Origin of the sequence: Solihabitans fulvus (assembly GCF_008386585.1) — a bacterium.
Lineage (GTDB): Bacteria > Actinomycetota > Actinomycetes > Mycobacteriales > Pseudonocardiaceae > Solihabitans > Solihabitans fulvus.
In genome coordinates, this window is the sequence record NZ_VUOB01000027.1 from 19,206 (window position 1) to 44,569 (window position 25,364).

Here is a 25,364-nt window from a genome sequence, read left to right on the forward strand (position 1 = left end):
ATCACGCGATGCGCCGCAGCAGTAACGGCGGCAGCACCGTCACCCGCACGGTCGCCTGGCAGGTCCCGACGTTCCCCGCCACGTCGACGCCCTGGTAGGTCAGGGTGTAGACGCGGTCGTGCGCGCCGTCGATCATCGCCCGCAGGTAGCCCTGCGTGTCCGCGGTGCCGGTGGTCCAGCCGACGATGTCCTGCGGATGCGGGCCCGAGCTGGTGGTCACCGACTGGAGCGTGAACTGGCCGGGCCCGGACAGTCCGTCGGCGACCGTCACCGACACGCGGATCGGCATCAGCTGGAACGTCGGCGGCCACAGGTGGTCGGGCGTGGCCTGACAGGTCAGGGCAGGTGCGGTCTTGTCCAGTCGCACCGTGACCTGCCCCGAGGAGGTGTTGCCCGTCTCGTCCACCGCGGAGTACGTCACGGTCGTCACGCCGTCCGTGGTGATCGGCACGGTCGCCGAGGCGCCGGGCACCGTGGTCGAGGCGCCGCCGGTGGAGTAGGTCACCGAGGCGACCCCTGAACCACCCGGCTCGTCCGTGGCCGCCAGCGCGACGGTCACGTCCTGGTTGTTCCAGCCGGCCGCGTTCGGCGTCGGGGTCACGGTCGCCGTGACGGTCGGCGGGGTGGTGTCGGGCGGCGCGGCCAACACCGCATTGGACAGCACCGCGAAGTTCCGCCGCGCGCCGCTGGCCGCGCCGACGGTGAGCGCGTCGGTCGTGCCGTCGGCGGTCCCTGCCGGCGGTTGCAGGACGACGGTGACCGTCCCGGTGGCGCCCGCGTCGAGGGTGAGCGTGGCGGGCGTGGCCGACCGGACGTAGCCGTGGTCGTCCGTCGCGGTCACCGAGAACGTGTCCGCCGCGCCGAGGTTGGCCACGGTGAACGCGAAGCTGGTGGCGGTGCCGGGAACCAGGGTCGCGCTCGGCGGTGCCCTGACGACCAGGGACTGCGGGGTGACGACGCCGGGCAACATCCGCTGGAACGCCGTGCCCGCGGTGTCGACACCGGTGACGTACACCAGGAACGGCACGCTCGGCACGGTGATCGGCGCGGCGAACTCGTTGCCGTACTGGGAAAGGCCCAGCGACTGGACTGGGCTGCCGTCGGGTGCGCGCAGCTCGAAGTGCGCCGAGGCGAAGCCGTCGGTGAGCGTCCCGTCGGCGCCGACCTGCTGGCCGGCCACCGGGAATCCGTCGATGGCCCGCACACCGGTCCTCGCCGGGTCGGTGCTCACCTCATCCGTTGGCAGGAAACGGAAGTTGGCCAGATCGAGGCCGCTCTCCCCGGTCACGCGCAGGGACGTCGTGCCCGACCCGCTCAGCGTGACCGTCCACGAGCCTGCCGAGGGCGCGGTGATCGTGGTGATGGTCGCGGGCGCGGAGTTCGGCACCGAGATGACCTGCACTCCGGGGTCGCCGGGCGCCACGGTGGTCCCGTCGGGCCTGGTGATCGTGACGGTCTGGGCGCTGGCGGCCGCACCGCTGGCCGAGAACGTCACCCGCGACAGCGTGCTGTCGACGGGGACGGTGACGCTTTGCCCAGCGGCGGTCAGCGGCGTGGAGACGTTGAGCAGGTTCACCGCGTTGGACCGCACCAGCGCGTCGGCGAGCTGGGTGATGCTGCCGGCGTCGGCGGTGGACAGCGCGAAGACCTGACCGCCGGTGGCGCGGGCCACGTCCTGGAAGGGCTTCGGCGCGGTGAACGCGGGAACGGCGAGCGCGCCCGTGGCCGCGTGCTGGTTGGCCTGCGGCTGCTGGGCCTGCGGCTGCTGGCTCCGCGCGGCCAGGTCTCCGGTGCAGTTGCCGAACAGCATCGGGTAGATGCGGATGTCCTTGGACGCGGCCAGGTTCGACACGGTGTCGGCCAGGTCGGCGTCCTTCGCGTCGGCGTCGGTGAAGGTGAACAGGTCGCTGCCCTCGTCCATCGCGCCGACGGCCTGGAGCAGGCCACTCATCGCCAGTTCCGGACAGTCGCCGCCGCCGCTGGCCGTGAGCGCGGAGATGGCGTTCTTGAACGTGACCGGGTCGTCGGTCGTCGTCAACGGCCCGACGCTCGGGTCGTTGAACGGCGCCAGGACGTACCTCGACGGCTCCTCGTCGGTGCCGATCCGCTTGTCGGTGATCTGGATGGCCTGGGCCTGCACCGACGAGATGATGCCGCCCATGCTGCCGGTGGTGTCGATGCTCATGCCGAGCGTCGGGCCGACACCGAGCAGCAGCTTCAGTTGCCGCGCCGAGACGGCGGCCTTGATGTCCCTGATGAACTGCTCGGTCCCGGCGATGGCCGCGGCGGCCGCGGCGGCGTGCTGCGTGGAGTGCGGCGAGAACAGCGAGTTGTTCAGGTCCTTGTTGATCCCGCCGCTGCCGGGTCCGTGGTCGAACGGGCCGCCGTGCCGGCACTTGGCCACGCCGGCCGGCGCGGCCACGTCCTCTCCGCCGTAGTAGCCGCTGGTCAGCTTGGTGGTGGTCACCAGGCTGCCGTTGCAGGTGCCCTCGGTGGGACCGGCCACCGGCCCGAGGGTGTGGCCCGGCCTGCCGAGGTCGGGGTTGGCCCCGGTGTTGCCCAGCTCGATCCAGTCGCTGTGCGCGTAGAAGTCCTGGATGGTGTGTAGCGCGCCGCCGAAGTCGGTGCGCGCCTGCGCGGCGTTCTCACCCTTGAGGTCGGCGACCACGTTGGCGAACAAGCCGACCACGCGGCTCTGCCCGCCGGCGAAGTTCTCCCCGTCGAAGTGCAGCGCCGAATGGGTCTGGTCGTTGTCGACCTCGGCGTTGGCGTCGGCGATCTGGTTCATGGCCTTTGTCATCGGTTTGGTCAGCTTTGGTATCGAGAAGAACTCGTTGTCCAGTGCCTTGATCGAATCCTCGGTGATGCTCTGGTGCGAACTGGATCCGATCGCCTTGAGTTTCGTCGGGGCGAACGCGTCCGCGCTGCTCACTATGCTCGCGGTCAATGCGAGCGCGGCCGAGGACGCCAGCGTCGCGCGCAGGATGGTATGACGTTTTCCGGACATGATGATCGCCAGCTTTCGCTCGACGCTGCCATGCGGTGTTGCCCGAGGGTTGTCGGAATGATTCGCCGCCGCGTTACGGAAATGGTTAACCGCCGCGTGCCCTTACGGGATGCCCTAATGGTATGAACAGGCAATTGCGGTTACTCCGTCAGTGTCGTTTTCGGTCGTATTCCTCGGCGAACAATCCGAACGCGGGCCGGTGCCCGCACCATGGAGTGGTGAGCGTCGGCCGTCGCGGGGCACGGACAGCGGTCGCCGTGGCGTGCGCGCTGGCCGCCGGGATCCTGTGGACCGTCCAGGCGGTCGCGCCGTCCTATGTCGCCGTCACGGCCAGCTCGGTGGCGTCGGTGACGGCGATCGTGGCGATCTTCGCCTCGAGGTTGGCCCGTGACCAGCCCGTGCACCTCGACGACCTGCTCGACCTCACGGCGGGCAACCTCACGGCCGCCCTGGTCGAGCAGTGGGGACGCGAGGAGACCGTCCGCGCGCACACCCCGGTCGCCCTGCCGGTCCGCTGCGTCGTGGTCTCCGATCCCGCGCGGCCGGGGGGCGCCTTCGACGATGTGGTCGGGCTGCTCACCGGCGGCGACTCGCCCCGGCGCCTCGTCGTCCTCGGCGGCGTCGGCGCGGGCAAGAGCGCGCTGGTGCTGCGGTTGGCCCTCGCCCTGTTGCGGGTCCGAGGCGACGCGGAACCGGTGCCCGTCCTGATGTCGGCGGGCAGTTGGAATCCGCGCCAGACACTGGACGACTGGGTGGCCGGACAACTGGTCGAGCAATATCCGGAGCTGGGCGTCCTGGTGCCGACGATGGGCGGCGCGCCCCGAACACTCGCGAGCGCCCTGGTGGCCAGGCGACGCGTGCTGCCCATTGTCGACGGTCTCGACGAGCTGGAATCAGTCAATCGAGCGCCGGCGTTCCGGCAACTGGAGACGGCCGCGCGCAGGGACCAGCCGCTCATCGTGACCTGCCGGACCGAGGAATACCGGGAATTGCTGGACCAGCCCGATCAGGAACCGCTGGAACACACTCCGGTGATCGAATTGTCGCCGGTCCGGCCCGCCGATGTCCGCGCCTATCTGGTCGACGCGACCGCGCCGCCCGCGAGCCGGTGGGACCCGCTGTTCGAACACCTCGACGCGGAACCGGACGGCGTGCTCGCCGACGTGCTGTCGAGCCCGTTGATGGTGTGGCTGGCCCGCATGGTCTACCAGCGGCGCCGAACCGATCCCGCCGAACTCGTCGCGCTGGCCCCGAATCGGGACGACGTCACGGGCCACCTGCTCGACGGGTTGGTCCCCGCCGCCTACGCCGAGCGCAGCAGGCTGACGCGGTCTCCCGAGCGCGTCGGCGAGTCGCTCGAGCCCGCGCGCCGGGCCCTGGTCGCGCTGGCCCGACATCTCCGGGCCGGCGACCGACAGAACCTCGCGTGGTGGCGCCTGCACGAGCAGGTGCCCTCGGTGCTGGTCGGGCTGTCCACGGCGCTCGCGACCGGCGGCGTGCTCGGCCTCGCGGTGCTGATCGCGGTCGCCGACCGGTACGGCCCCAGGGTCGGGCTCGTCGTCGGGGCGGCCGACGCCGTCGCGGCCGGCGCGCTGTGCTGGGTCACGGTGCTGATCCCCAAGGTGGTGCCGAGAACGCTGAACTTCCGCGTCGACCTGTCCCGACTGGGTTTCAAGCCGCTCGGCGGGCTCGCGGCCGGGCTCGCCGTCGGGCTGAGCTTCGGCCACGCCTGCACCCAGGCCGGCGGCCCGCTGGCCGGGGTCGTGGTCTTCCTTGCCGTGACACCGGTTTCCGCGCTGGCGGTGGGCAGCGTGTTCGGGCCGGTCGTCGGCGCGACGGGCGGCACCTCCGCGGGGCTGGCCATCGGACTGGCGGCGGCGCTCGTCCCGCACCGGTCCTCCGGTGTGCTCGAGGGCATCGTGCTCGGCGCGGTGTTCACGGTCATGGGGTGGCTGTGGACCGGGCTGTACGAACCGGCGAAGACGCCCCGCGCGGTCAGCCCGGACTCCCTCTATCGCGGCGACCGCACCAGTTCCCTCGTCGTCGGACTGACGTCGGGGGCCGTGTACGGGCTCGCCTACACGCTCGCCCTCGGCCCGTGGATCGGCGCGCTGGCCACCGTCGTCCTCGCGTTCGCGGTGACGATCACGGTCAGCAGTTGGGGCCAGTCGGCCGTGGCGAGCGTCTGGCGCCCGCTCTGCCGGGCCGGTCCGCGCGACGTGATGGGCCTGCTGCGCGAGGCGCACGAGCGCGGGGTGATCCGGCAGAACGGCATCTACTACCAGTTCCGGCACGACCTGCTGAAGGAGCGCCTTGCCTCCGATGCGGAACCGGACGCCCTTGGCGCCCTGACCGTCATGCCAGCTTCGCCACCAGCGTCCTGACGATCTGGGACAGGACCTTGTCCTGGTAGGTCTGGTGGCCCGAGGTGTCGTGGCCGTCCTTGCCTGCGGACAGCTCGCCCGCGCTGGACTCGCCGGATACCTCGAAGTAGTACTGACCGGTGCGGCAGTATGCGGTCGGCCTGGAGGCCGCGGCGATCGTGTTGGCGTAGCAGTCCTCCGCGCCCCAGGCCGCACCGATCTCGCTGGTGCCGCTGGTCCTGCTGCCGGACTTCTTGTCCTTCCCGTACAGGTCGACGACCAGGCTCGGGTCGGCGATGCCGAGAATGATGAAGTTGACCGACGAGTTGGGGCCGTTGTACTTGTCCGGCAGCGCGAAGCCGATGTCGCAACCGGCCGCCGGCACGTCCTCGCTCGCCTTCGTCCGCTCGGGGTGGACGAAGTCGGGGACGCTGTAGAGGTGCAGCTTCTTCTGCTTCCGCGAGATGTCCGTCGCCTGCGGGAGCACGGCGGTCAGCTCCTGGTCGGTGAGCAGCGTGCAGGCGTCCGGCCACTGGCCGCCCGACAGCTCCTCGCCGGAGCCGGCCCGCAGGTGCAGCGCCGGACCGGACGGCCGCGCCGACCCGAACTCGACCGCGGCCGGCGCGGAGCACCCGGCGGTCAGCGCGGCCGCCACCGCGACGGCGACGGCAACTCGCCAGATAAGCCTGTGGTGCATGGGATTCCAGCCTCGTCGACTACGGCCGCACGATTCGGGGCCGACCGTCCATACGTTAGTCAGGCCGGATGAAATCCCGATGACACCGCGAGCGGATCGAGTCGGGGGTCAGCACGTCACCCAGTAGCCCGGCGAGGTCTGCCTGAGGCTGCTGAAGGTGGCGATGTTCCACAGGCCCAGCGGCTGGTTGGAGCCCGCGGCATAGGTCAGGCCCCACAGGGCGTAGGCGCGCAGCGCGACGGTGTGGTCGTAGTTGCTCGCCGTGACGCACTGCGGCGGCGGGGTGGTGGTCGGCGGTGGGGTCGAGCCGCCGCGCAGCGCCGCGACCATGCGCACGATGGCCTGCAACTGCGGACCGCTCCGCTGGGCGTACTGGGCGGACTGGTAGCCCCACCAGTCCCAGCAGCCGCGCGGGTTGCCCGACATCGTGGTGGCCTGCGGGTAGAGCACGATCATGGCGTTGGTGTCGGCGTACTCGTTGAGGTAGGCCTGGTCCATCAGCGCGTTGCCGACCAGCCCGAAGTACTGGTAGCAGCCGTGCAGCGTCACCATCAGCCGGCAGGAAGCGCCGTCCTGACAGGTCTTCGGCACGTAGGCGAAGCCGTCGCCGCCCATGCTGATCGCCGCCGCGCTGCCGCCTGGCGCGTAGGCGTTCTGGTCGAACTGGACCAGTTTCCCGGTCAGCGCGGCGGAACTCGGCGGGTGCACGCTGCCGAACAGGTGGGCCAGCATGTCGCCGACCGGATCGCCTCCGCAGTTGTTGACGTAGGGCGAGGTGGTTGCGGAGCAAGGGTTTTTGCCGAGCGGGCTGACCCAGGCGTGCCCCGACGCGGTGCCGCTGTCGTAGGCGACGGTGGCGCCGAGGTCCCGGTAGTAGGTGGCGAGGTCGTCCATCACCGGTTGCGCGATGGTGCTGTCGCTCGTGCCGTGGAACAGCCACACCGGGGAGCCGGCGAGGTTCGCCACCGGGTCGACGGCCCCTGCCGATGCCCGGTCTCTGGTCTCCTGCTCCAGCTGGGCGGGGGTTCGGCGCGGCGACGTCGTGTTCATGCAGGCGTTGAGGGCGGTGGACAGGTTGTCCTGGGCGCAGTCGTAGGCGCCGGCCGAGAAGATTCCCGCGCCCCGGAACACCGACGAGTACGCGACGTGCAGCTGGTTGGCCAGGTATCCGCCGGACGACAGGCCGCTGACGTAGGTCGAGCTGACGTTGTACTGCTGGAGCGTGCCCTGGCTTGGCGGGGGCACGGCCGAGGTCGCGACGGCGACGGACGCGGCGCCGAGGCCGACCGCCGCGACGGCGGCCAGGAGTGCTTGCCGGACAGTCATCTGCTCCTCCTTGAGCGGGTGATGAGGCCATGGTCGCCACGCCAGGTGCCCCGCGCCACGTGCTCAGGGGCCACTCCTGGGATCCGCGCAGTGGTGGCTGGCACCACATGCCCTGGGGTGGCGGTCCGGGACGGCTGTCCCCGCCTCGGGCAGCGCCGGCAGGCTGCGGCGACTGGTCTAGTCCACTGCGCTGGCGGGAGGAACAGTGCGGTCAGCGGCGGTCAACCCTTGACAGACGAGGTGGTCTAGTCCAATTGTTAGGGTCTGGGCAACCGAGGCCCGCCCGCGCGGCGCCCCGAGGTCCGGGCGGAGGCCAGCGACACCGCCTCCGCAGCGCGCCTGGAGCCCTGCAACTCCAGTCGCACTCACACCCTGTGACTCAGGAGAGCGCATGCGGTTACCCAAGTCCCTGCTCGCCGTGCTGACCCTGCTCACCACCGGCGTGGCCACAGCCGGCCTCACGGTGACCGGAGCGGCGACCGCCCAGGCGGCCACCCCGTTGCCCACTCACGTGTTCGCCCCCTACTTCGAGGCGTGGACCGGCGACAGCCCGGCCACCCTGGCCCAGCAGTCCGGCGCGAAGTACCTGACGATGGCGTTCATCCAGGCCGCCACCAAGGGTTCGTGCACGGTCTACTGGAACGGCGACAGCAGCCTGCCGATCGCCAGTTCCAGCTTCGGCAACGACATCAACACCATCCGGTCCAACGGCGGCGACGTCATCCCGTCCTTCGGTGGCTACACCGCGGACAACACCGGAACCGAGATCGCCGACTCCTGCACGGACGTCAACCAGATCGCGGCGGCCTACGAGAAGGCCATCACCACCTACGACGTGTCGCGGCTCGACTTCGACATCGAGGACAACTCGCTGACCAACAGTGGCGGCATCGACCGCCGCAACAAGGCGATGAAGATCGTCGAGGACTGGGCCGCCGGGAACGGGCGGAGCGTGCAGTTCTCCTACACGCTGCCAACGAACACCAGCGGTCTTGCCGACTCCGGCCTCGCCGTGCTGCGCAGCGCCGTCAGCAACAACGCGCGCGTCGACGTGGTCAACATGATGACGTTCGACTACTACGACGGCTCGACCCACAACATGGCCGCGGACACCCAGACGTCCGCGCAGGGCCTGTACGACCAGCTCGCCGGCCTCTACCCGGGCAAGTCCCCCGCGCAGCTGTGGGGATCCATCGGCATCACCGAGATGATCGGCATCGACGACTTCGGCGCGGCGGAGACGTTCACCACTGCCGACGCCACCACCGTCTACAACTGGGCGGTGTCCAAGGGCATCAACGAGTTGTCGTTCTGGGCGTTGCAACGCGACAACGGCAGTTGCCCCGGCACCAAGGGTTCCGACTCCTGCTCGGGTGTCGCGCAGAGCACCTGGCAGTTCAGTCAGACCTTCGAGCCCTTCACCAACGGCAGCACGCCGACCAACGACTTCTCCGTGTCGCTCGGCGCGGGTTCCGGCACGGTGAACGCGGGCGCGTCCACCACGGTCGCGGTCAACACCGCCGTTACCACCGGCACCGCGCAGACCGTCAACCTCACCGTCGCGGGCGCGCCGTCGGGCGTCACCGCCACCGTCAGCCCGACCTCGGTCACCGCGGGCGGGTCGGCCACGCTCACCCTGGCCGCGGCGTCCTCCGTTCCGTCGGGCACCTACCCGATCACGGTGACGGGCAAGGCAGGGGCGACCAGCCACAGCGCGAGCTACAGCCTGACCGTCAAGGGTTCCACCCCTACCAACGACTTCTCGGTCACCCTGAGCCCGACGACGGGCGCGGTCAACGCGGGCGCGTCCACCACGTCCACGGTGCGTACGGCGGTCACCTCGGGCACCGCGCAGACGGTCACCCTGACGACGTCGGGCGCCCCGGCCGGCGTCACCGCGTCGGTCAGCCCGACGTCCGTCACCGCGGGCGGGTCGGCCACGCTCACCCTGAACGCGGCGGCGACCACGGCGTCCGGCACGTACGCGGTCATCGTGACCGGTACCGCGGGTTCCACCACGCACAGCGCGACGTTCAGCCTGACCGTCATCGGTTCCACGCCGCCGGGCACCGTGACCAACGGCGGATTCGAGTCCGGCAGCCTGAGCCCGTGGACCGGCCAGCCCGGCGACGTGGTCGTGTCCAGCCCCGCGCACTCCGGCGGCCACGCCGTGCAGGTGACCCCGACGTCCTCGCAGACCGGTGAGGTGGACCAGACCGTCACCCTCGCGCCCAACCACAGCTACACGCTCACGGCGTGGGTGCAGGGCAACTACGCCTACGTCGGCGTCAGCGGCGGCGCGAGCGCCAGCGGTTGGACGTCCTCCACCGGCTGGGCCCAACTGACCGTGCCGTTCACCACCGGCTCGTCCGGCACGGTGACCGTGTACGCGCACGGCTGGTACGCGCAGGGCAACGTCTACGCGGACGACTTCGATATCAAGTAGCCCGCAGATCCCTTCTCGTGCAACGGTTCCGGCGCGGCGAGCACCCAGGTGCCCGCCGCGCCGGCCTGTTCGGAGTCAGCTAGTCGGCGATCAGCACCGTGCGGGCCCGGAGCCCGGTGCCGCGTTCCTGTTGGCGGCGCACCAACCAACAGCCGGGCGCGACGCCGCTGCCGCCGTGTTCGGGGTGTACCAGGTACGCCGGTTCGGTGTTCTCGAACACCGCGATCCCGAGGCCGATCGGGTCGCGCAGCGAGGTCGTCCACCGGCAGGTGTGCGGGTCGGCGACGAGGGTGTGCGGGTTGTTGCCGGCGATTCCCCTGACGAGTTCGACGCCACCGGGAGGAACCTGTCGCCACGGTGTCGGCGACCACATCGTCACCGTGCCGAGCATGGCCAGCGGGATGACGATCAGGTCGCCCTGCGCCTGCACCCCGTCGACCACCGGGACGGCGACCTGTCGTTCGAGATGGTCCAGCACGTCGAGGCCGGTCCGGTCGAGCAGTTCTGCCAGTTCCATGATGATCACCTGTGGTGTGCGAAGGGTCAGGTTCGGCGCTGCAACAGGGCGTACTGGGCTCCGGTGAGCCCATAGGACCAGCCGGCCGCGTCGATCGGGTCGTCGAACCAGGACGGCACGTGCAGCCCGTACCGCCGCCGCGTGCCGTCGCGTTCCACCGAACCGTTGACGGCCAGCAACAGGCGGACCGACGCGCCCCGCTGGGCGTAGGGCAGGTCGTAGAGGTGTAGTTCGCAGCCGGGGTTGCCGGGATCGGACGACCGGCCGACCAGTCGCAGCCGCGCCAGCTCGATGTACGACTCCCAGCCGATGCGTTCGATCGCGCACCGGCGCACCTCCACGTTGCGCTCGGCGGCGATCAGCTCCACGGTCGGCCCGTCGATCACCCAGGACGGCACCCTGGTGCCGTGCCAGGAATGCACGGCCCAACCGTCCGGGAAGACCACCGAGGGGCCCGTCGCGTTGTGCATCCGCGCCTCGCCGTACACGGCGTCGGGCACCGGTTCGGTGCGGACCGCCAGCGGCCGTTCGGCGATCACGCACACGTCCGCTCTCGGCCACCACCAGCCGCAGGACCGCGCGAGCGTCGCCCACAGCTCCAGCTCCGCCGCGTCGGCCGGGTTGACGCGCGCGCCGGCGACCCGCCTGCGCACGTCGTGGTATGCCACCCAGTCGGCTTCCTGTTGGCCGTACCAGAACATGCCGAGCCTGTCGGGCAGCGCCGCCCGCATCACGCCGGCGACGGAGTCCCGCACGGTTCGGCGCAACGCGCCCCGCACACCATGGTCCACAATGGACTTCAGGGTGTCCCCGGAGCGCAGCGCGGCGACGGGATCCTGCGGAGGTTGGCTGGACAGGAAGGAGGAGTCCCGGTTCGTCCAGCGGTGGCCCTCGAGCCGATGTCGCAACGCGGACACCAGTGACGCCAGCCTGTTCTCCAGCGGCCACGGGCCGTGCGACGAGAGGACGTGCGGGGACGGTGGCAGCTCGCGGAGGGCAGCCGATGGCGACTCGACCCAGACGAATGCCGGCGGGGGATGGTCGACCCGCGCGTAGAGGTCCGTGATGGCGCCCTCGGTGGCGGCGCGGTCGGCTGGCACGCCGCACAGCGCATGGCCGAGCCATTCGGTGCGGAGTTCGACGGCGTGTGCCCAGAGATCGAGGTCTCGGGCGAACTGGTTGAGAACGGCACTGCTGCGGGACTTACGCCCGCGACGCGCGCTCACCTCGTGCGGGCGAACACGCCCTTTCCTTCAGACATGGGCACGATGGTGGCAGTCGACATCGCTTTTCCGCAACCCCCTTCGCGATCGGGCCGCCGAGCCGCCGAGCCGGCGAGTGAACCGGCGAACCGGCGACGGGACGGCCGGGTGGTCAGCCGAGTCGCCTGCGGCGGCGCGGTCGCGACAGCCCGCCGGAGCAGTACACCTGCCAGAACACCGTCGCCGTCACCGCCCACACCAGCCCCGCGATCCCGACGCGCTCGCCGAACAGGCCGAGCGCGAGCGGTACGGCGAAGCAGGGCAGCGCCCAGCCGAGCAGGCGACGGGACACCCGGCCCGTCGCGACGCTGCCGATCACACAGATCCCGAAGTAGGCCATGATCGCCCCGCACAACAGCCAGCGCGCGCCCGGTTGCAGGACGTCGTGCGACTGGTGCACCGCGGCCCCGAGCCCCGCGGCGAGCGCGGCCACCACCGCGGTGGTCACGGCGTGCAGCAGCATGATGTGCCGCAGGGGAAGGCGATCGGGCCGAAGCTGTGGGACACCGGCGAAACCGTGCGTCAGCGACAGCATCCACACGCCGACGAGCAGGCTGAACGCGCCGAGCGCGGTCAGCACCGTGCCGCGATCCCAGGTCAGTTCCGACGCGCCGGAGATGATCAGGATCATGCCCTCGCCGAGCACGATGATCACGTACAGGCCCAGCCGTTCGGCGAGGTGGGCGACGTTCGCGTGGGCGGCCTCGATCGTGGGAATCCGTTCGGGCGACGGCCTGCGCCACTTGATGACCTGGTTCAGCTGTTTGGTCGCCTCGCTGAGCTGCCTCGAACCCGACACGGTGAACAGGATGAGGAAGTCGACGGCGATGCCGAGCGCCCACAACCAGTAGCGGGCCGGCGGGTGCACCCACAGCGAGATGATCCACGGCAGCGTGCCGCCGCCGACCTGGGCGAGCGGCCAGTCCACGACGACGGTGCCGTCCCGCCAGACGCGGCCGGCGACCCAGCGCAGCAGGACGTAGCCCACGATGAACACCGCCGCGTGCGTCTCGCGGATGCCCGCGACCGAGGCCGCGATGACCGCCATGCCGAGCATGCCGACCAGCATCGTGCGGGTGCTGGCCTGCTCGGCCATGACGTTGCCGTAGACGGTGAAACTGGTCCACGCGATCCAGAAGGCGAAGTACAGCAGCGCGTACAGGGCCAGGTCGGCGACGGAGGGCCCCTCGTGCAGCACGTGCGCGAGCTGTCCGACGCCTGCGACGACGACCAGGTCGAAGAACAGCTCGGTCCAGGTCGCGTGCTGTTCCGCGCCAACGCCCTCGTCGGAGGGCACTGCCGGGTCGGATGCGGTCATGCACGCGATCATCGGCCCCCGGCCGGTCACGCGCCACGCGAGGCTTGCTTTCGCCCGCCGGGAGCGACCGAGAGCCGCCGGGGAGCCGGTGGTCGTTGCCGTCACGAGCCGTCGACGGCCGGAGCCGGGGCGCCACCTCGATGGCGTCCCGGCTCCGGCCTCGTGACTCGCTCTCGGGTCAGAACATTCCGGCGTAGAGATAGGTGCCCGGCAGACGGGTGTCCTCGACCAACCGGACCTGGTCACCCGCGCGGGGGATCTGCACCTTCGACACGATGGCCTCGAGGGTCAGGTTGTCCGAACCGCCGGCCGGCAGTACGACCAGCGTCACGACGGGGTCGTGGTTGACCAGCCGGCCGGTGTCGGCGATCGACACGACCAGCGCCGAGGTGGTCGGCGCGCCGGTGGCCAGCAGCGCCTGCACCTCGAGGCCAGAGTTCAGCGCGCCGACCGACTGCTGGATCTTGGCGAAGTCGTCAGAGCCGACGAAGGCGCGGGTGGCGCGGCCGTAGAAACCCTTGCCGCTGGCCACCTTGTTGGCGATCTCCAGGCCGCGCTCCTCGCGGCTCTTGCGCTTTCCGAACAGTCCCATGGTGTTCCTCTTCCTGTGGTCGAGCTCGCTGGTGCCGGATGCGGATACGTCGCGGGGTTTCACGCGTGCGGGTTGGCTGGCAGCTGGAGGGTGACCTCGTGCTCGTCCTCCGGCAGGTAGTAGGCGGTGACGACGCGGCCCGGCTGGAGCAGGCCGACGGTCCGCGCGGCGACGACCTTGGTGACCGTCGTCTCGTACGTGCTGCTGTCGCGGCGGTTCACCAGGAGCGTCAGGGCCAGCTCGGCGTTGCCCTGCACGATCCTTCCGGTCGGCCGGGTCGCGGCGACCACGGCCTCGGTGCGGATGCCCCGGTTGGCGACGTCGATGCTGCGCTCGGTGCTGAGCCCCGACCGGATCAGCACCTGGTTGTGCGCGGCCTGGATCAGCGCCTGGTCGCCGCTCTTGTCGATCTCCACGCGGTCGGTGCGTCCCGGCAGGTAGCGCACCGGCAGCACCGTGCCCGGCGCGAGGACGGACAGCTCGGTGAGGTCCACGATCTGCGTGGCGACCGACTCGAAGCTCTGCCCGTCGGGGGTCCGCACGGTCATGCTGATCGCCAGCTGCGGCTGGTCGTTGACGCTCAGGCCGGTGCGCCGCACCGCCGTGATCGTGCCGATGCCGATCGGGGCGTCGCGCAGCTCCCTGCTGGTGCGCGCGCACGGCGCGCGCCGACGGATCGAGATCAGCGCTGCGGCCGGGAGCGTGGCTCCGGCTCCCGGGGTTCGGCTCGCGGCCGAGGTCAGGGTGGACCGGGGCGACGCGGACCGGATCGCGCTTGACCGGGGCGAGGACGAGTGGGGCGGCGGCGCCGACGTGCCGGTGACGGCCGGTTCGCTGGTGAACGTCGGCGTGCTGCTGCCCGGCTTCGACGCCGGACCCGGTGCGGATGTCCGGGCCGAGCGGGCGTCGGTGAGGGCGCTGGCCGCGCGCAGGCTCGCGGCCGCCGACCCGTTCCTCGCCGAGCTCGTCGCCGCGGGCGGGGTGGGCCGATGACGGCCGTCCTGTTCGGCGAGCCGTTCGACACCGGCCTCGCGACGGCGGAGCGGCTCCTCGAGGCGGCCGATCTCGTTGCCGCGCAACAGGTGTACGAGCAACTGCTGGCGGCGACCGAGGCGTCGTTCCTACGCGCCTACCTGCTGACCAACATCGGCATGACGCAGCTGGAACGCGCGGACCTCGCCGGCAGCGCGGCCAGTCACGACGAGGCGATCGCCCTGCTGCGCGCCATCGCGTCCGCCGACCTGGACCCGATCGAACGGCAGCTGTGCCTTGACGTCCTGCTGAAGGCGCTGATCGGCCAGGGCGACCTGCGCCGCAAATCCGGCGACCTGGCCGCGGCGCTGGCGAGCCTCGACGAGGCCGGGACCCTGCTGCCCGGGTTCGACGGCGACGGCACCCGCGCCGCCGAACTGGGCAACACCAGGGCGATGGTGCTGATGTCGCGGGGCGACTGGGGCGCCGCCGAGGAGATCGCCGCGCTGACACTGTCCACAACGGACAGTCGGGTGAACACCGTGCCGTACCTGCTCACCACGCTCGGCCTGATCTGCGGGTCGACCGGCCGGTTCGACGACGCGGAGGACTACCTCGCGCAGGCCGGCGACCTGCTGGGGGACGAGCAGCCGCAGCTGATCGCGCACCGGGGCTTCGTCGCGATGCGGCGCGGCGACTTCGCCGTCGCGGAGGAGCTGTACACCGAGGCGGCGGCGATCTTCGAGCGGCGCAGGCGGCCCGGCGACCTCGCCGTCTGCGAACAGGCGCGCGGCCTGCTCGCCGCGCGGCGGGGCGACCCGGCGCTGGCGGCGGACCTGATGTCGTCGAGCCTGGCCGAGTTCGAGCGGCACGGGCTCGCGGTCGCCGCCGCGGACACCGCGTTGCTGTTGAGCCAGCAGGCGTACGGCCGGGGCGACATCGCCGAGATGGCGCGGCTGTCCGAGCAGGCGCGCGCCGTGTACGAGTCGCGGGGGCTGTACGAGCGCTGCGCGCAGACGGACTTCCTGACGGCGGCCAGCATCGAGGAGGGGCTGACCCGCTCGGCGTACGGCGAGCACGAGGCCGCCGCCGTGGACTCGGCGCTGGCGCTGGCGATCCCGGCCGCGCTGGCGCTGGAGGCGATGCGCTGCGACTTCGCCTCCGGCCACGCCAGGCGGCAATGGTTGGCGCTCGCGGAGGAGGCGGTGCGGCTCGCGTTCCGGCTCGCCGTCCGCAGGGGAGACCCCGGGCTGCTGTTCGAGCTGGTGGAGTTCCGCTGTGCCGGCGTCCCGCTCGACCGGGCGGCCGGCGAGATCGGCGCGAGTGCCGCGCCACCCGACGGCGCCGTGAAGCTGTTGCCCGACAACGGAACGGCCGCGACGACGTTGTCCGCGACGACGCTGTCTGAGACGGCGCTGTCCGGGGCGGTCGCGGACGTCGCCGTGTCCGAGGGCCTGCGCGTCGCGCCGCCGCCGCAGGTGCTGATGTCGCCGGACTCGGGCCGGGTCGCGCTGCGCGAGTACCTCGACGCGGCGCGGCAGCGGTACCGTCGCAGGATCGTGAGCGAGGAGACGGTGGCGTCGTGGTGACCCCGGTCGTCCAGGTCCGGTTGGCCGATGCCGGCGACCTGTTCCTCACCTGGCGCTGGACCAGCGGCGCGAGCGGCTACGGCAGCGGCCAGGTGCCCGGCGCGGAACTGGCCGAGACGACGGGGCTGCTCGCCTCGGCGCTGCCGGGACACGGCGCCGAGGGCATGCGGCGCGCCTTCCTGGACAGCGCGCTGTGCGGCTACGCCGGTGAGAGCGACCTGGCCGCCGCCCTGGCCGAGACGCTGTGGCCGGTGCAGCTGACCGAGCAGCTTCGCGCGGTCGCCGCCGAAACGGGAACCCGTCCCACGGTGCGCATCCAGCCGTCGCCCCGGGTCGCGCAGGTGCCGTGGGAACTGCTCGCCGTCGACGCCGACACCAGGCTCGTCGAACTGGCCGACCTCGCCACCTCGGTGCCCATCTCGCTGCGGCGCGGAACGAGCGCGGCCCCGCAGGCCACCGACCGGGTCGTCCTCGTGCTCGACCCGCGCGTGCCGGGCACCAGGCCGGGCGGGGCGCTGGGTTCCGTGCTGGGACAGGCGGATGCGGACCCCGGCCTGCTCGCGATGGTCCGGCGGCATGTCGACGCGGGCCGCGTCGAACCGGGGCAGGCGACCGGCCGAGCCGACCTCGACCGCGACTGGTTGGGTGCCGCGCTGCGCGGCGGCGCGCGCAGGCTGCTGTACGTCGGGCACGTGAGTTCCGCGCCGGTCGACGGCGGGCAGAGCGAGGACGCGCAGCTGCACCTGTGCTGCGGGCCGGACACTATCGGGTTCGCCGACGTCACCAGGGGACACCGTCCGTTGTCCGCCAAGGATCTGCTGCTCGGCACGCTGTCCGCGCGGGCGGACGGCGTTGCCGGCGCGGAGCTCTGGCCTGCGCCGGAGCGGGTGGCGCTGATCGCCTGCGAGAGCGGCGGCGACCTTCGGTTCGCCGAGTCGTTCGGGCTGGGGTCCGCGATGATCCACAACGGCGCCGCGCTGGTCACCGCGACCCGCTGGCCGGTGCCCACTTCGCACGCGTTCCAGCGGCTCACCGGGCTGGCCGAGTCGGTCCGCCCGCTGACGGAGCTGATCGTCGCCGTGGACCACGCGCACGAGGGGCCGGATCCCGTGCGGCAGTTGGGCGACTGGCAGCGCGCGCAGCTGGCTCGTTGGCGCGACGGCGGCCGGATCGAGCACTCGCCGCTGCTGTGGGGCGCGCTGACCACGCTCGTCGCCTGAGGGCCGCGCGTCCACGGCACCGCCAGCGGTCGTGGCTGAGCTCCCGATGACCTGGCCGGTCCGCAATCCAGCTGCGATGTTCTGCCGTGCAATGCCAGCATGTTCGGCATGGTCGCGGCGACGGGTGTGCGGATCGGGTGGGCGGACCTGCCGAGGCGGGTCCGCGACGCCGTGGAGACGATCGTCGGTGGCGTCGTGGTCGAGGCGGTGTCCCAGGCCGGTGGGTTCTCGCCGGGATCGGCCGACCGGGTGCGGACCGACGACGGCCGCCGCGCGTTCGTGAAGGCCGTGAGCACGGCGCAGAACGAGCGCAGTCCACGGTTGCACCGCGCGGAGGCGCGGGTGACGGCGGCGCTGCCGGCCGGAGTGCCGGCGCCCCGGTTGCTCGGCTGTCACGATGACGGCGACTGGGTCGCGTTGGTGTTGCAGGACATCGAGGGCCGGCACCCCGCCACGCCGTGGGTCGCCGACGAGCTGGACCGGATCCTCGCCGCGCTCGCGCGGCTCGCGGTGGCCGCCACCCCGGCGCAGCTGCCCGGTCTGCCGTCGGCGGCGGAGTCGCTCGCCAAGGACTTCGCCGGCTGGCACCGGATCGCCGCCGACCCGCCAGCGAACCTGCACCCCTGGGCCGCGAGCCACCTCGACGAGCTTCGCGCGCTGGCGGACCGAGGGTTGGCGGCACTGGCGGGGGACTGCCTGGTGCATGCCGACATCCGGGCGGACAACCTGCTGCTGAGCGCCGACGGAACGGTGACCGTCGTCGACTGGCCGTGGGCGTGCCGAGGGCCGGCGTGGCTGGACTCCGTGGTGCTGCTGGTCAACGTCCGGCTGCACGGCGGTCACGACACCAGCCTGCTGCTCGCCGAGGTGGCCTCGGCCGCAGGCGCCGACCTCGGTGATCTCGTCGCGGTGTTGGCAGGCCTGGCCGGCTACTTCGCCCAGATGGCACGGCAACCGTCGCCGGCCGGCCTACCGACCCTGCGTGCTTTCCAGGCGGCACAGGCAGACGCGGTGCTGTCCTGGTTGGCAGAACTGCTCGCGCCGTGACGGGTCAGCGACCGACGGTCGCCTCGATGAGCCAGGCCGCCGAGTCGTAGCGCACGCCCCGGTCGGTCTGGTGGTCGGCCATGTCGGCGCGCAGGCCGTCGAGCGCGCGGGCCCTGCCGTCCGCGTCGAGTTCGTCGAGCATCCAGGCGAACTGGCCGGAGATGAACCGGCAGGCGTCGTCCACGTCGCGGCCGAAGTACATCGGCTCGCTCAGGCCGCTCAGCCGCACGTCCGCGAACCCGGCCGAGGTCAACAGCTCCCGCACCTGGTCGGGATCGCTGAGCGAGGCGGGATTCGGCGCGGGCACTGGCTGTTCGCGCCCTGCGCGCAGGGCCGCGCGGAAGGAACTGATCCACTCGTTGCGCGCGAGCGGCTGCCAGGACAGCAGGACGAGCCGGCCGCCGGGGCGCGTGGCGCGCGCGATGTTGGCGAACGCGGCGGGGGCGTCGCCGAAGAAGATCGCGCCGTGCCGGCTGATGACGAGGTCGAAGTGCTGTGCGGGAAAGGGATGCACCTGCGCGTCGGCCTGCTGGAACGTCGCGTTCGCGACCTGTTCCCGCTCCGCGAGGCCGCGCGCCAGCTCGATCATGCCCGAGGACAGGTCGACGCCGAGCGCCGTTCCTTCGGTGGCGAGCCGTGCGGCGTCCCTGGTGGTCTGCCCGGTGCCGCACCCGATGTCGAGCACCGCGTCGGTCGCCTCGACGGCGGCCGCGGCGAGGAACTGGTCGTGGTAACCGGCGACACCCTCGTTGAACCGGTCGGCGCGGGCCACCCAGTAGGCGCCCTGGTCGCCGTCCCAGGCGCGGAGCTGGTCGGCATTGGAGGGATCGACGTGGACTGCGCTGTTCTTGGTCACTGGCGGCAGTCTAATCGGGCCAATCGGGCGCGGACGACCCTGTCTCTCCGTAGTTTCAGTCACCGCGCGTATCTGGTCTAGACCACACGATTGACCGCTGGTCGGGCGGAGCCTGCCGCGTCTATGTTGAACCGATCGGCCGCCTCCGAGTTCAGCATCCGTCGAGATGGGAGCTGGGTATGTTCGGTCGAAGTACTCGCGTGTTCGGAGCCGCGTTGGCCGCCGCGCTCGCCGCGTCGCTGTTCGTGCTGATGCCGGCGGGAGCCGCAGTGCCGGCGGGAACGGCGGCAAGGACGGACACCTGCGCGGTGAAGTCGAGGCCAACCGGCAAGGTGCTCCAGGGCTACTGGGAGAACTGGGACGGCGCCTCGAACGGCGTGCACCCGCCGCTCGGCTGGATTCCCATCACCGACAGCCGCATCCAGGCGCACGGCTACAACGTGCTCAACGCGGCCTTCCCGGTGATTCTCTCCGACGGCACCGTCCTGTGGGAGGACGGGATGGACTCGACAGTGAAGGTCGCGACCCCGGCGGAGATGTGTCAGGCCAAGGCGGCGGGCGCCACGATCCTGATGTCCATCGGCGGCGCGGCGGCCGGCATCGACCTCAGCTCCTCGACGGTGGCCGACCGGTTCGTCGCCACCATCGTGCCGATCCTCAAGGCGTACAACTTCGACGGGATCGACATCGACATCGAGACCGGCCTCGTCGGCAGCGGCAGCATCGGCTCGCTGTCGAGTTCGCAGGCGAACCTCGTCCGGATCATCGACGGCGTGCTCGCCGCGATGCCGGCCAACTTCGGCCTGACCATGGCGCCGGAGACGGCGTACGTCACCGGGGGCAGCGTCGCCTACGGCTCGATCTGGGGCGCGTACCTGCCGATCGTGAAGAAGTACGCCGACAACGGCCGGCTCTGGTGGCTGAACATGCAGTACTACAACGGAAGCATGTACGGCTGCGTCGGCGACTCCTACGAGGCCGGCACGGTCCAGGGCTTCACCGCGCAGACCAACTGCCTGAACAAGGGGCTGGTCGTGCAGGGCACCACCATCCGGGTGCCGCTGGACAAGCAGGTGCCCGGCCTGCCCGCCCAGCCGGGCGCCGGCGGTGGATACATGTCCACCGGCCAGGTGTCGCAGGCCTGGCGGACCTACGGCAGCGGGCTCAAGGGCCTGATGACCTGGTCGCTGAACTGGGACGGGTCGCGGAACTGGACGTTCGGCAACAACGTGAAGTCGCTCCAGGGCAGGTGAGAAGACGCTCCCGCGAGCGGCCCACCAGGCGCTGACCGGACGGGCCGCTCGCGGCCGTCGACCCCGTTGCATTCTCTGCATGCACTGTATACATTGCTCGCGGAGGAGGCGCGATGGACGGCGAGACGGTGTACGAGCAGCTGCGGAGCCAGATCGTGGCCGGGGTGTACGAGGCGGGCCAGCGGCTCACCGAGGTGGCGCTGAGCGCCTCGCTCGCCGTCAGCAGGACCCCCGTTCGCGAGGCGCTGCGGCGGCTGGAGAGCGACGGCCTGGTGCGGGGCTCCGGCCGAGGCGTCACGGTGACCGCGCTGTCCTCGGCGGCGTTGGCGCACGCCTATCAGGTGCGCGCGGCCGTCGAGGCGCTGACCGCCGAACTGGCCGCGGACCGGCAGCGGGCCGGGCGGATCGCACCGGCCGCGCTGGCCGAGCTGGAAGCCGACGAGGAACGCCTCGAGGTCGTCACCTCCGCCGGCGACCTGGCCGGGGCCGCCGAGCTCAACCGCCGGTTTCACCTCGGCGTCGCCGAACTCGCCGGCAACCCGATCGCGCTGGACGTGCTCGACCGGCTCTGGAACCAGATCACCGTGTCCACCAGGGCGTCGTTGGTGCCGGCCGAGCGCCCGGACACCGTCGCTGGTGAACACCGCGAACTTCTGCGCGCGATCGCGCGGGGCGACCGCGCCGCCGCGGGCCGCATCGCCGGGGACCACGCCCGCGCCACCGCGTGCGCGGTCGGCGCGACACCGAGAGGGGAGTAGGGCATGCCGAGGACCCACCACTACGAGACGACGGTGACCTGGACAGGCAACACCGGTTCCGGCACGAGCGGCTACCGCGGCTACGAGCGGTCACACGAGGTGGCCTCCGAGGGCAAGCCGACCATTCCCGGCAGTTCTGATCCCTCCTTCCGCGGCGACGCGGCCCGCTGGAACCCGGAGGAACTGCTCGTCGCCTCGGTGTCGCAGTGCCACATGCTGTGGTTCCTGCACCTGTGCTCCGCCGAGGGCGTCGTGGTGACCGAGTACCGCGACCGTCCACAAGGGACGATGCAGGAGACCGGCGGCGGCGGCCGGTTCGTGGAGGTCGTGCTGCGCCCCGAGGCGCGGTTCGGCACGCCGGAGCAGGCCGCCAAGTCCGCGTCGCTGCACGAGCGCGCCCACCACCTCTGCTTCGTCGCGAACTCGGTCAACTTCCCCGTTCGCTGCGAGCCGGTCACGGTGTAGCTCTTAGCCGGGCTGGATGCCTCCCGGGCATCGGACGATGCCCGACGCGTATTGGACCGACGATCCCTCCAGGACGAAGAATCAGGACAGGCCCTGGGGACCGGTCGGTGCGTCGCGCCCGGCCCGACCGACAACGACGTCACGACGATTCTTCCCGGGGCTGCCACCTGCGAGGAGACGTGACGATGACGGTTGATGCCGGCGACCCCGCCGCGACCGGCGCTGCCGCATCCGGTGTGCGCGTTGAGTTCGGGGGACGGTTGTCCAGGCCGGTCGCGCTGTGGATGCTTGCCGCGACGCTCGGCCTGTTGATGTTCGCGTCGGCCGCGCCGTCCCCGATGTACGCCGTCTACCAACAGGCGTGGGGGTTCTCGCCCATCGTGCTGACCGCCGTCTACGCGGCGAACGCGTTGGCGCTGCTGGTGACGCTGCTGTTCGTGGGGTCGCTGTCCGACCACCTCGGACGACGTCCGGTGCTGCTGGTGGCCATGATCGTCGAACTGGTCGGGATGGTGGTGTTCGCCGAGGCGCACGGGGTCGGCTGGCTGGTGGCCGGCCGCGTCCTCCAGGGCGTGGCGACCGGCCTGGCCACGGGGGCGATCAGCGCGACCCTCATCGACCTACAGCCAACGGGATCGCGGCTCGGCGCGCTGCTGACGAACGTCGCTTCGTCGGGCGGAATCGCCGTCGGCGCCCTGGGTTCCGGGCTGCTGGTGGCCTACGGACCGAACCCGACCGGCCTGGTCTACTGGCTGCTGACCGCCGCGTTCGTGCTCGCGCTGGCCGGGATCGCGGCGATGCCGGAGACGGTGACCCGCGACGGCGGCGCGCTGAAGTCGTTGGCCCCCAAGGTGGCCGTGCCGCGCGAGACCCGAGGGGCCTTCTTCGCCCTGCTGCCGTCGATCGCCGCGACCTGGGCGCTCGGCGGCCTGTACCTCGCGTTGGGCGGCTCGCTGGTGCGCGCGCAACTGCACCTGTCCAGCCCGTTGGCCGGCGGGCTGGTGATCGTTGTGCTGCAAGGCACCGCGTCGGTCATGGCCGTGCTGGCGCGGGACTGGAGCCCGGACAAGGCGCTGCGCCGGGGACCCTGGTGGCTGATCGGTGGAGTGGCGCTGGCGCTGCTTGGCCTGCGGCTGGAGTCCGCGTGGCTGTTCTACCTGGCCAGCGCGGTCGCTGGGATCGGGTTCGGCCCGTCGTTCAGCGGCGCGCTCCGCACGCTCACCGGCCTCGCGCCGGCCGCGCGCCGCGCCGAGATGGTGACGGCGATCTACACGGTCTCCTACCTCGCGTTGAGCGTGCCGGCCGTGGCCGCCGGGATCGCGGTGGCCCAGGTGGGACTGCGCGACACCGCCTACGCCTACGGCGCGATGGTGATCGTGCTGGAGGCGGTCGCGGTGGTCGCTTCGGCCCGCCACCGGGGCAGCGCGCCCGCGTCGGCCGGACCGGCCATGGTGCCGGGGCCCGGCACGGTCGCGGCGTGTCCCCGAGCCGTTGCCGCACACGTCTGACCAGCACCAACGACACCACCGCAGAACGAGAGGCACCATAGTGCAGCTGTTGTCCAGGCTGACCAGAGTGATCGCCGTCGCGAGCGCGGTCAGCGCGATCGTCCTGGCCGCCATCCCCACGGCGTCCGCCGACCCGGCGAACCCGTCGCCCGCCCTCGTCGCGGGGCACCGGCCGAACACCTGGGCGCTGCCCGGCGACCACGCCGCGCCCGAGGGCATCGCCCGCGACCCCTACGCGCCGTACTTCTACACCGGCAGCACCGCCGACGGCACGATCTACCGGGGCGACCTGCGCACCGGGGAGGTGCGCAGCTTCCTGCCTGGCGGCGTCGACGGCCGCGCCACCGCCGTCGGCATGAAGGTCGACCGGTTCGGCAGGCTGATCATCGCCGGCGGCTACACCGGCCTGGTCTGGGTGTACGACACCGGCACCGGTTCGTTGCTGCACACCTTCGATACCGGGATCTCGCCCAACTTTCTCAACGACCTGGCCGTGGCCGACGACGGCGACGTCTACGTCACGGACTCCGTCCAGCCGAAGCTGTACCGGATCGCCGCCGAGCAGCTCGACTCCGACGCGCCACGAACCGCCGCGCTGCCCGTCTTCGCGGACCTGACCGGTTCGCCGATCGTCTACCGGGACGGCTTCAACCTCAACGGCATCGTCGTCACCCCGGACCAGCGCTACGTCATCGTGGCGCACGACAACGACAACGGGCTGTTCCGGATCGACCGGCGCAGCAAGGAGATCCGCCGCATTGACCTCGGCGGCGCCGGTGTCGACGGCGACGGCCTGCTGATCCGGGGCCACACCCTCTACGCGGTCAGCAGCGTCGACGGCAACCGCAGCGTCGTCAACGTCGTGAGGCTCGACTGGGGCTACGGCACCGGCGTGCTTGAGCGCCGAGCCACCAACCCGCTGTTGGACCGGCCGTCGACCGCGGCCTTCGACGGCGACGCGATCCTCGTCGTCAACTTCCAGTACGCCGTGCCGAACCCGCACCTGCCCTACACCGTGGTCCGCGTTCCCCTGGCCGACCTGACGTAGCCGCACGCCACCTGCCACCCAACCGCCCCGGTGTCCCGCGAGTCGGCGACACCGGGGCGGTTGGCTAGATTGGTGTGCGTGTCGCTGACGATCACGATCCTGGGCACCGCGTCGCCCTATCCGCGCCCGGACCGGCCGTGCTCGGGCTACCTGCTGCGCGCAGGCGACACGACGGTGTGGCTGGACGCCGGGCCTGGCAGCCTGGCGAACCTGTTGCGGCACACCAGACTGGAGCGGCTGTCGGCGATCTGGCTGTCCCATCTGCACGCCGACCACACCGCGGACCTGATCAGCGCCTACTACGCGCTCGCGTTCGCCGACCTCACCGTGCCGGCCCCGATCCCGGTGTTCGCGCCGCCGGGGCTCGGCGAGCGCCTCGCCGGCTTCTTCGGCCGCCAGGACCCGAGCTTCCTGGCCGGCGTCTTCGACATCCGGGACCTACACGACGGGCACCGCGTCGAGTTCGATGGCCTTGCGCTGACCAGTCGGGCTGTGCGGCACGACGTCGAGGCGTACGGCCTGCACGCTCGCCACCGGGACGCGACCCTGGTGTACTCCGGCGACAGCGGGCCGTGCGCGGAGCTGGACGAGTTGGCCGATGGCGCGGACGTGCTGCTGTGCGAGGCGGACTATCCGAGCCCGCCCGCCGGCGAGCCGCAGGTGCACCACACGCCCGAGGACGCCGGTGCCCTGGCGCGGCGGGCCGGCGTCGGGCGGCTGATCGTCACGCACCTCGGTCCGGCGCTGGAACCGGAGGACGCGGCGACCCGCGCTGGCGCGGTGTTCGGCGGACCCACCTGCGCGGCGCGCGAAGGCGACACGCATGCCGTGCGCGGCTAGGCCGTTTTTTGGGTTTGACGCTTTGGTTGTTTTTGGGGTGGGGCGCTTTGGCCGTTTGATAGGTGGAGACGGCGGGGGCCGGCGACTCGCTTCGCTCGCTGCCCGGTTTCTGGGCTACCTGTGTTTATTGGGCCTCGCTTCGCTCGGCCGGGCGAGTTCGCCTCAAGTCGGCCCCTTCGGCTTCTCGGGCGACTCCGCTTCGCTCCGTCGCCCTCCTGCGCCTCCAGGGACCGACGGCGAACTCGCACACCCCGCGCCGTCACGAAGTGAAAAAGCGGAG

22 protein-coding genes are annotated in these 25,364 nt (G+C 71.6%); 13 read left to right on the forward strand and 9 right to left on the reverse strand.

What is annotated here, in order from left to right:
* Position 1: 1 nt before the first annotated feature.
* Entirely contained in the window at positions 2 to 2,800 is a 2,799-nt protein-coding gene (locus F0L68_RS15985; protein WP_188316603.1) for an OmpL47-type beta-barrel domain-containing protein, read from the reverse strand.
* Here F0L68_RS15985 and F0L68_RS15990 point away from each other — a divergent pair.
* Positions 2,787 to 2,993 carry a hypothetical protein gene (locus F0L68_RS15990; RefSeq protein ID WP_149850374.1) on the forward strand — a complete coding sequence of 69 codons (207 nt, stop codon included), beginning with the start codon at positions 2,787 to 2,789 and terminating at the stop codon, positions 2,991 to 2,993. The genes F0L68_RS15985 and F0L68_RS15990 overlap by 14 nt on opposite strands.
* 232 nt (positions 2,994 to 3,225) lie before the next feature.
* Complete coding sequence (locus F0L68_RS15995; protein WP_149850375.1) at positions 3,226 to 5,391, forward strand: NACHT domain-containing protein; 2,166 nt, start codon at positions 3,226 to 3,228, stop codon at positions 5,389 to 5,391.
* Here F0L68_RS15995 and F0L68_RS16000 read toward each other — a convergent pair.
* On the reverse strand, positions 5,363 to 6,067 hold the full coding sequence (locus F0L68_RS16000) for a hypothetical protein (protein ID WP_149850376.1): 705 nt from the start codon (positions 6,065 to 6,067) through the stop codon (positions 5,363 to 5,365). The genes F0L68_RS15995 and F0L68_RS16000 overlap by 29 nt on opposite strands.
* Positions 6,068 to 6,175: 108 nt before the next feature.
* Positions 6,176 to 7,393, reverse strand: coding sequence for an extracellular catalytic domain type 2 short-chain-length polyhydroxyalkanoate depolymerase (locus F0L68_RS16005; protein ID WP_149850377.1), 1,218 nt, complete (start codon positions 7,391 to 7,393; stop codon positions 6,176 to 6,178).
* Between the two features lie 391 nt (positions 7,394 to 7,784).
* On the opposite strand from F0L68_RS16005, the gene F0L68_RS16010 reads away from it, so the two are divergent.
* The gene (locus F0L68_RS16010; RefSeq protein WP_149850378.1) at positions 7,785 to 9,839 is read left to right on the forward strand and encodes a glycosyl hydrolase family 18 protein; all 2,055 of its coding nucleotides are present in this window, start codon (positions 7,785 to 7,787) and stop codon (positions 9,837 to 9,839) included.
* A gap of 79 nt (positions 9,840 to 9,918) precedes the next feature.
* Here the strand turns inward: F0L68_RS16010 and F0L68_RS16015 are convergent, their stop codons facing one another.
* The 5 genes from F0L68_RS16015 to F0L68_RS16035 form a co-directional block, all read right to left on the reverse strand.
* On the reverse strand, positions 9,919 to 10,356 hold the full coding sequence (locus tag F0L68_RS16015) for a DUF8820 family protein (protein WP_149850379.1): 438 nt from the start codon (positions 10,354 to 10,356) through the stop codon (positions 9,919 to 9,921).
* Between the two features lie 26 nt (positions 10,357 to 10,382).
* Positions 10,383 to 11,582, reverse strand: coding sequence for a DUF6745 domain-containing protein (locus F0L68_RS16020; protein WP_188316604.1), 1,200 nt, complete (start codon positions 11,580 to 11,582; stop codon positions 10,383 to 10,385).
* A 148-nt stretch (positions 11,583 to 11,730) separates the two neighbouring features.
* Positions 11,731 to 12,936, reverse strand: coding sequence for a low temperature requirement protein A (locus F0L68_RS16025; RefSeq protein WP_149850380.1), 1,206 nt, complete (start codon positions 12,934 to 12,936; stop codon positions 11,731 to 11,733).
* A 178-nt stretch (positions 12,937 to 13,114) separates the two neighbouring features.
* On the reverse strand, positions 13,115 to 13,528 hold the full coding sequence (locus tag F0L68_RS16030) for a hypothetical protein (protein ID WP_149850381.1): 414 nt from the start codon (positions 13,526 to 13,528) through the stop codon (positions 13,115 to 13,117).
* Positions 13,529 to 13,587: 59 nt separating this feature from the next.
* Entirely contained in the window at positions 13,588 to 14,127 is a 540-nt protein-coding gene (locus F0L68_RS16035) for a hypothetical protein (RefSeq protein ID WP_149850382.1), read from the reverse strand.
* Between F0L68_RS16035 and F0L68_RS16040 the strand changes: the two genes are divergently transcribed.
* From F0L68_RS16040 to F0L68_RS16055, 4 genes are all read left to right on the forward strand, one after another.
* Positions 14,117 to 14,521: a hypothetical protein gene (locus F0L68_RS16040; RefSeq protein ID WP_149850383.1), complete on the forward strand. Its 405-nt coding sequence runs from the start codon at positions 14,117 to 14,119 to the stop codon at positions 14,519 to 14,521. The two genes, F0L68_RS16035 and F0L68_RS16040, sit on opposite strands and share 11 nt — an antisense overlap.
* Complete coding sequence (locus F0L68_RS16045) at positions 14,518 to 16,089, forward strand: hypothetical protein (protein ID WP_149850384.1); 1,572 nt, start codon at positions 14,518 to 14,520, stop codon at positions 16,087 to 16,089. The genes F0L68_RS16040 and F0L68_RS16045 overlap by 4 nt, the downstream gene beginning before the upstream one ends.
* Positions 16,083 to 17,309 (forward strand): CHAT domain-containing protein, encoded by a 1,227-nt coding sequence (locus tag F0L68_RS16050; RefSeq protein ID WP_149850385.1) that lies wholly within the window; start codon positions 16,083 to 16,085, stop codon positions 17,307 to 17,309. The genes F0L68_RS16045 and F0L68_RS16050 overlap by 7 nt, the downstream gene beginning before the upstream one ends.
* Positions 17,310 to 17,408: 99 nt before the next feature.
* Positions 17,409 to 18,356 carry a phosphotransferase gene (locus F0L68_RS16055; protein WP_223198830.1) on the forward strand — a complete coding sequence of 316 codons (948 nt, stop codon included), beginning with the start codon at positions 17,409 to 17,411 and terminating at the stop codon, positions 18,354 to 18,356.
* 4 nt (positions 18,357 to 18,360) lie between these two features.
* Here the strand turns inward: F0L68_RS16055 and F0L68_RS16060 are convergent, their stop codons facing one another.
* Complete coding sequence (locus tag F0L68_RS16060; protein ID WP_149850386.1) at positions 18,361 to 19,212, reverse strand: class I SAM-dependent methyltransferase; 852 nt, start codon at positions 19,210 to 19,212, stop codon at positions 18,361 to 18,363.
* A 179-nt stretch (positions 19,213 to 19,391) separates the two neighbouring features.
* Between F0L68_RS16060 and F0L68_RS16065 the strand changes: the two genes are divergently transcribed.
* The 6 genes from F0L68_RS16065 to F0L68_RS16090 all read left to right on the forward strand — a co-directional run bounded on the left by F0L68_RS16065 (position 19,392) and on the right by F0L68_RS16090 (position 25,084).
* The gene (locus F0L68_RS16065; protein ID WP_149850387.1) at positions 19,392 to 20,465 is read left to right on the forward strand and encodes a chitinase; all 1,074 of its coding nucleotides are present in this window, start codon (positions 19,392 to 19,394) and stop codon (positions 20,463 to 20,465) included.
* A gap of 113 nt (positions 20,466 to 20,578) precedes the next feature.
* Positions 20,579 to 21,223, forward strand: coding sequence for a GntR family transcriptional regulator (locus F0L68_RS16070; RefSeq protein ID WP_149850388.1), 645 nt, complete (start codon positions 20,579 to 20,581; stop codon positions 21,221 to 21,223).
* Positions 21,224 to 21,226: 3 nt separating this feature from the next.
* Positions 21,227 to 21,688 (forward strand): OsmC family protein, encoded by a 462-nt coding sequence (locus F0L68_RS16075; RefSeq protein ID WP_149850389.1) that lies wholly within the window; start codon positions 21,227 to 21,229, stop codon positions 21,686 to 21,688.
* A gap of 185 nt (positions 21,689 to 21,873) precedes the next feature.
* Positions 21,874 to 23,196, forward strand: coding sequence for an MFS transporter (locus tag F0L68_RS16080; protein WP_149850390.1), 1,323 nt, complete (start codon positions 21,874 to 21,876; stop codon positions 23,194 to 23,196).
* A 49-nt stretch (positions 23,197 to 23,245) separates the two neighbouring features.
* The gene (locus F0L68_RS16085; RefSeq protein WP_149850391.1) at positions 23,246 to 24,244 is read left to right on the forward strand and encodes an SMP-30/gluconolactonase/LRE family protein; all 999 of its coding nucleotides are present in this window, start codon (positions 23,246 to 23,248) and stop codon (positions 24,242 to 24,244) included.
* 78 nt (positions 24,245 to 24,322) lie between these two features.
* Positions 24,323 to 25,084, forward strand: a complete 762-nt coding sequence (locus tag F0L68_RS16090) for an MBL fold metallo-hydrolase (RefSeq protein ID WP_149850392.1) — start codon at positions 24,323 to 24,325, stop codon at positions 25,082 to 25,084.
* Positions 25,085 to 25,364: the final 280 nt, after the last annotated feature.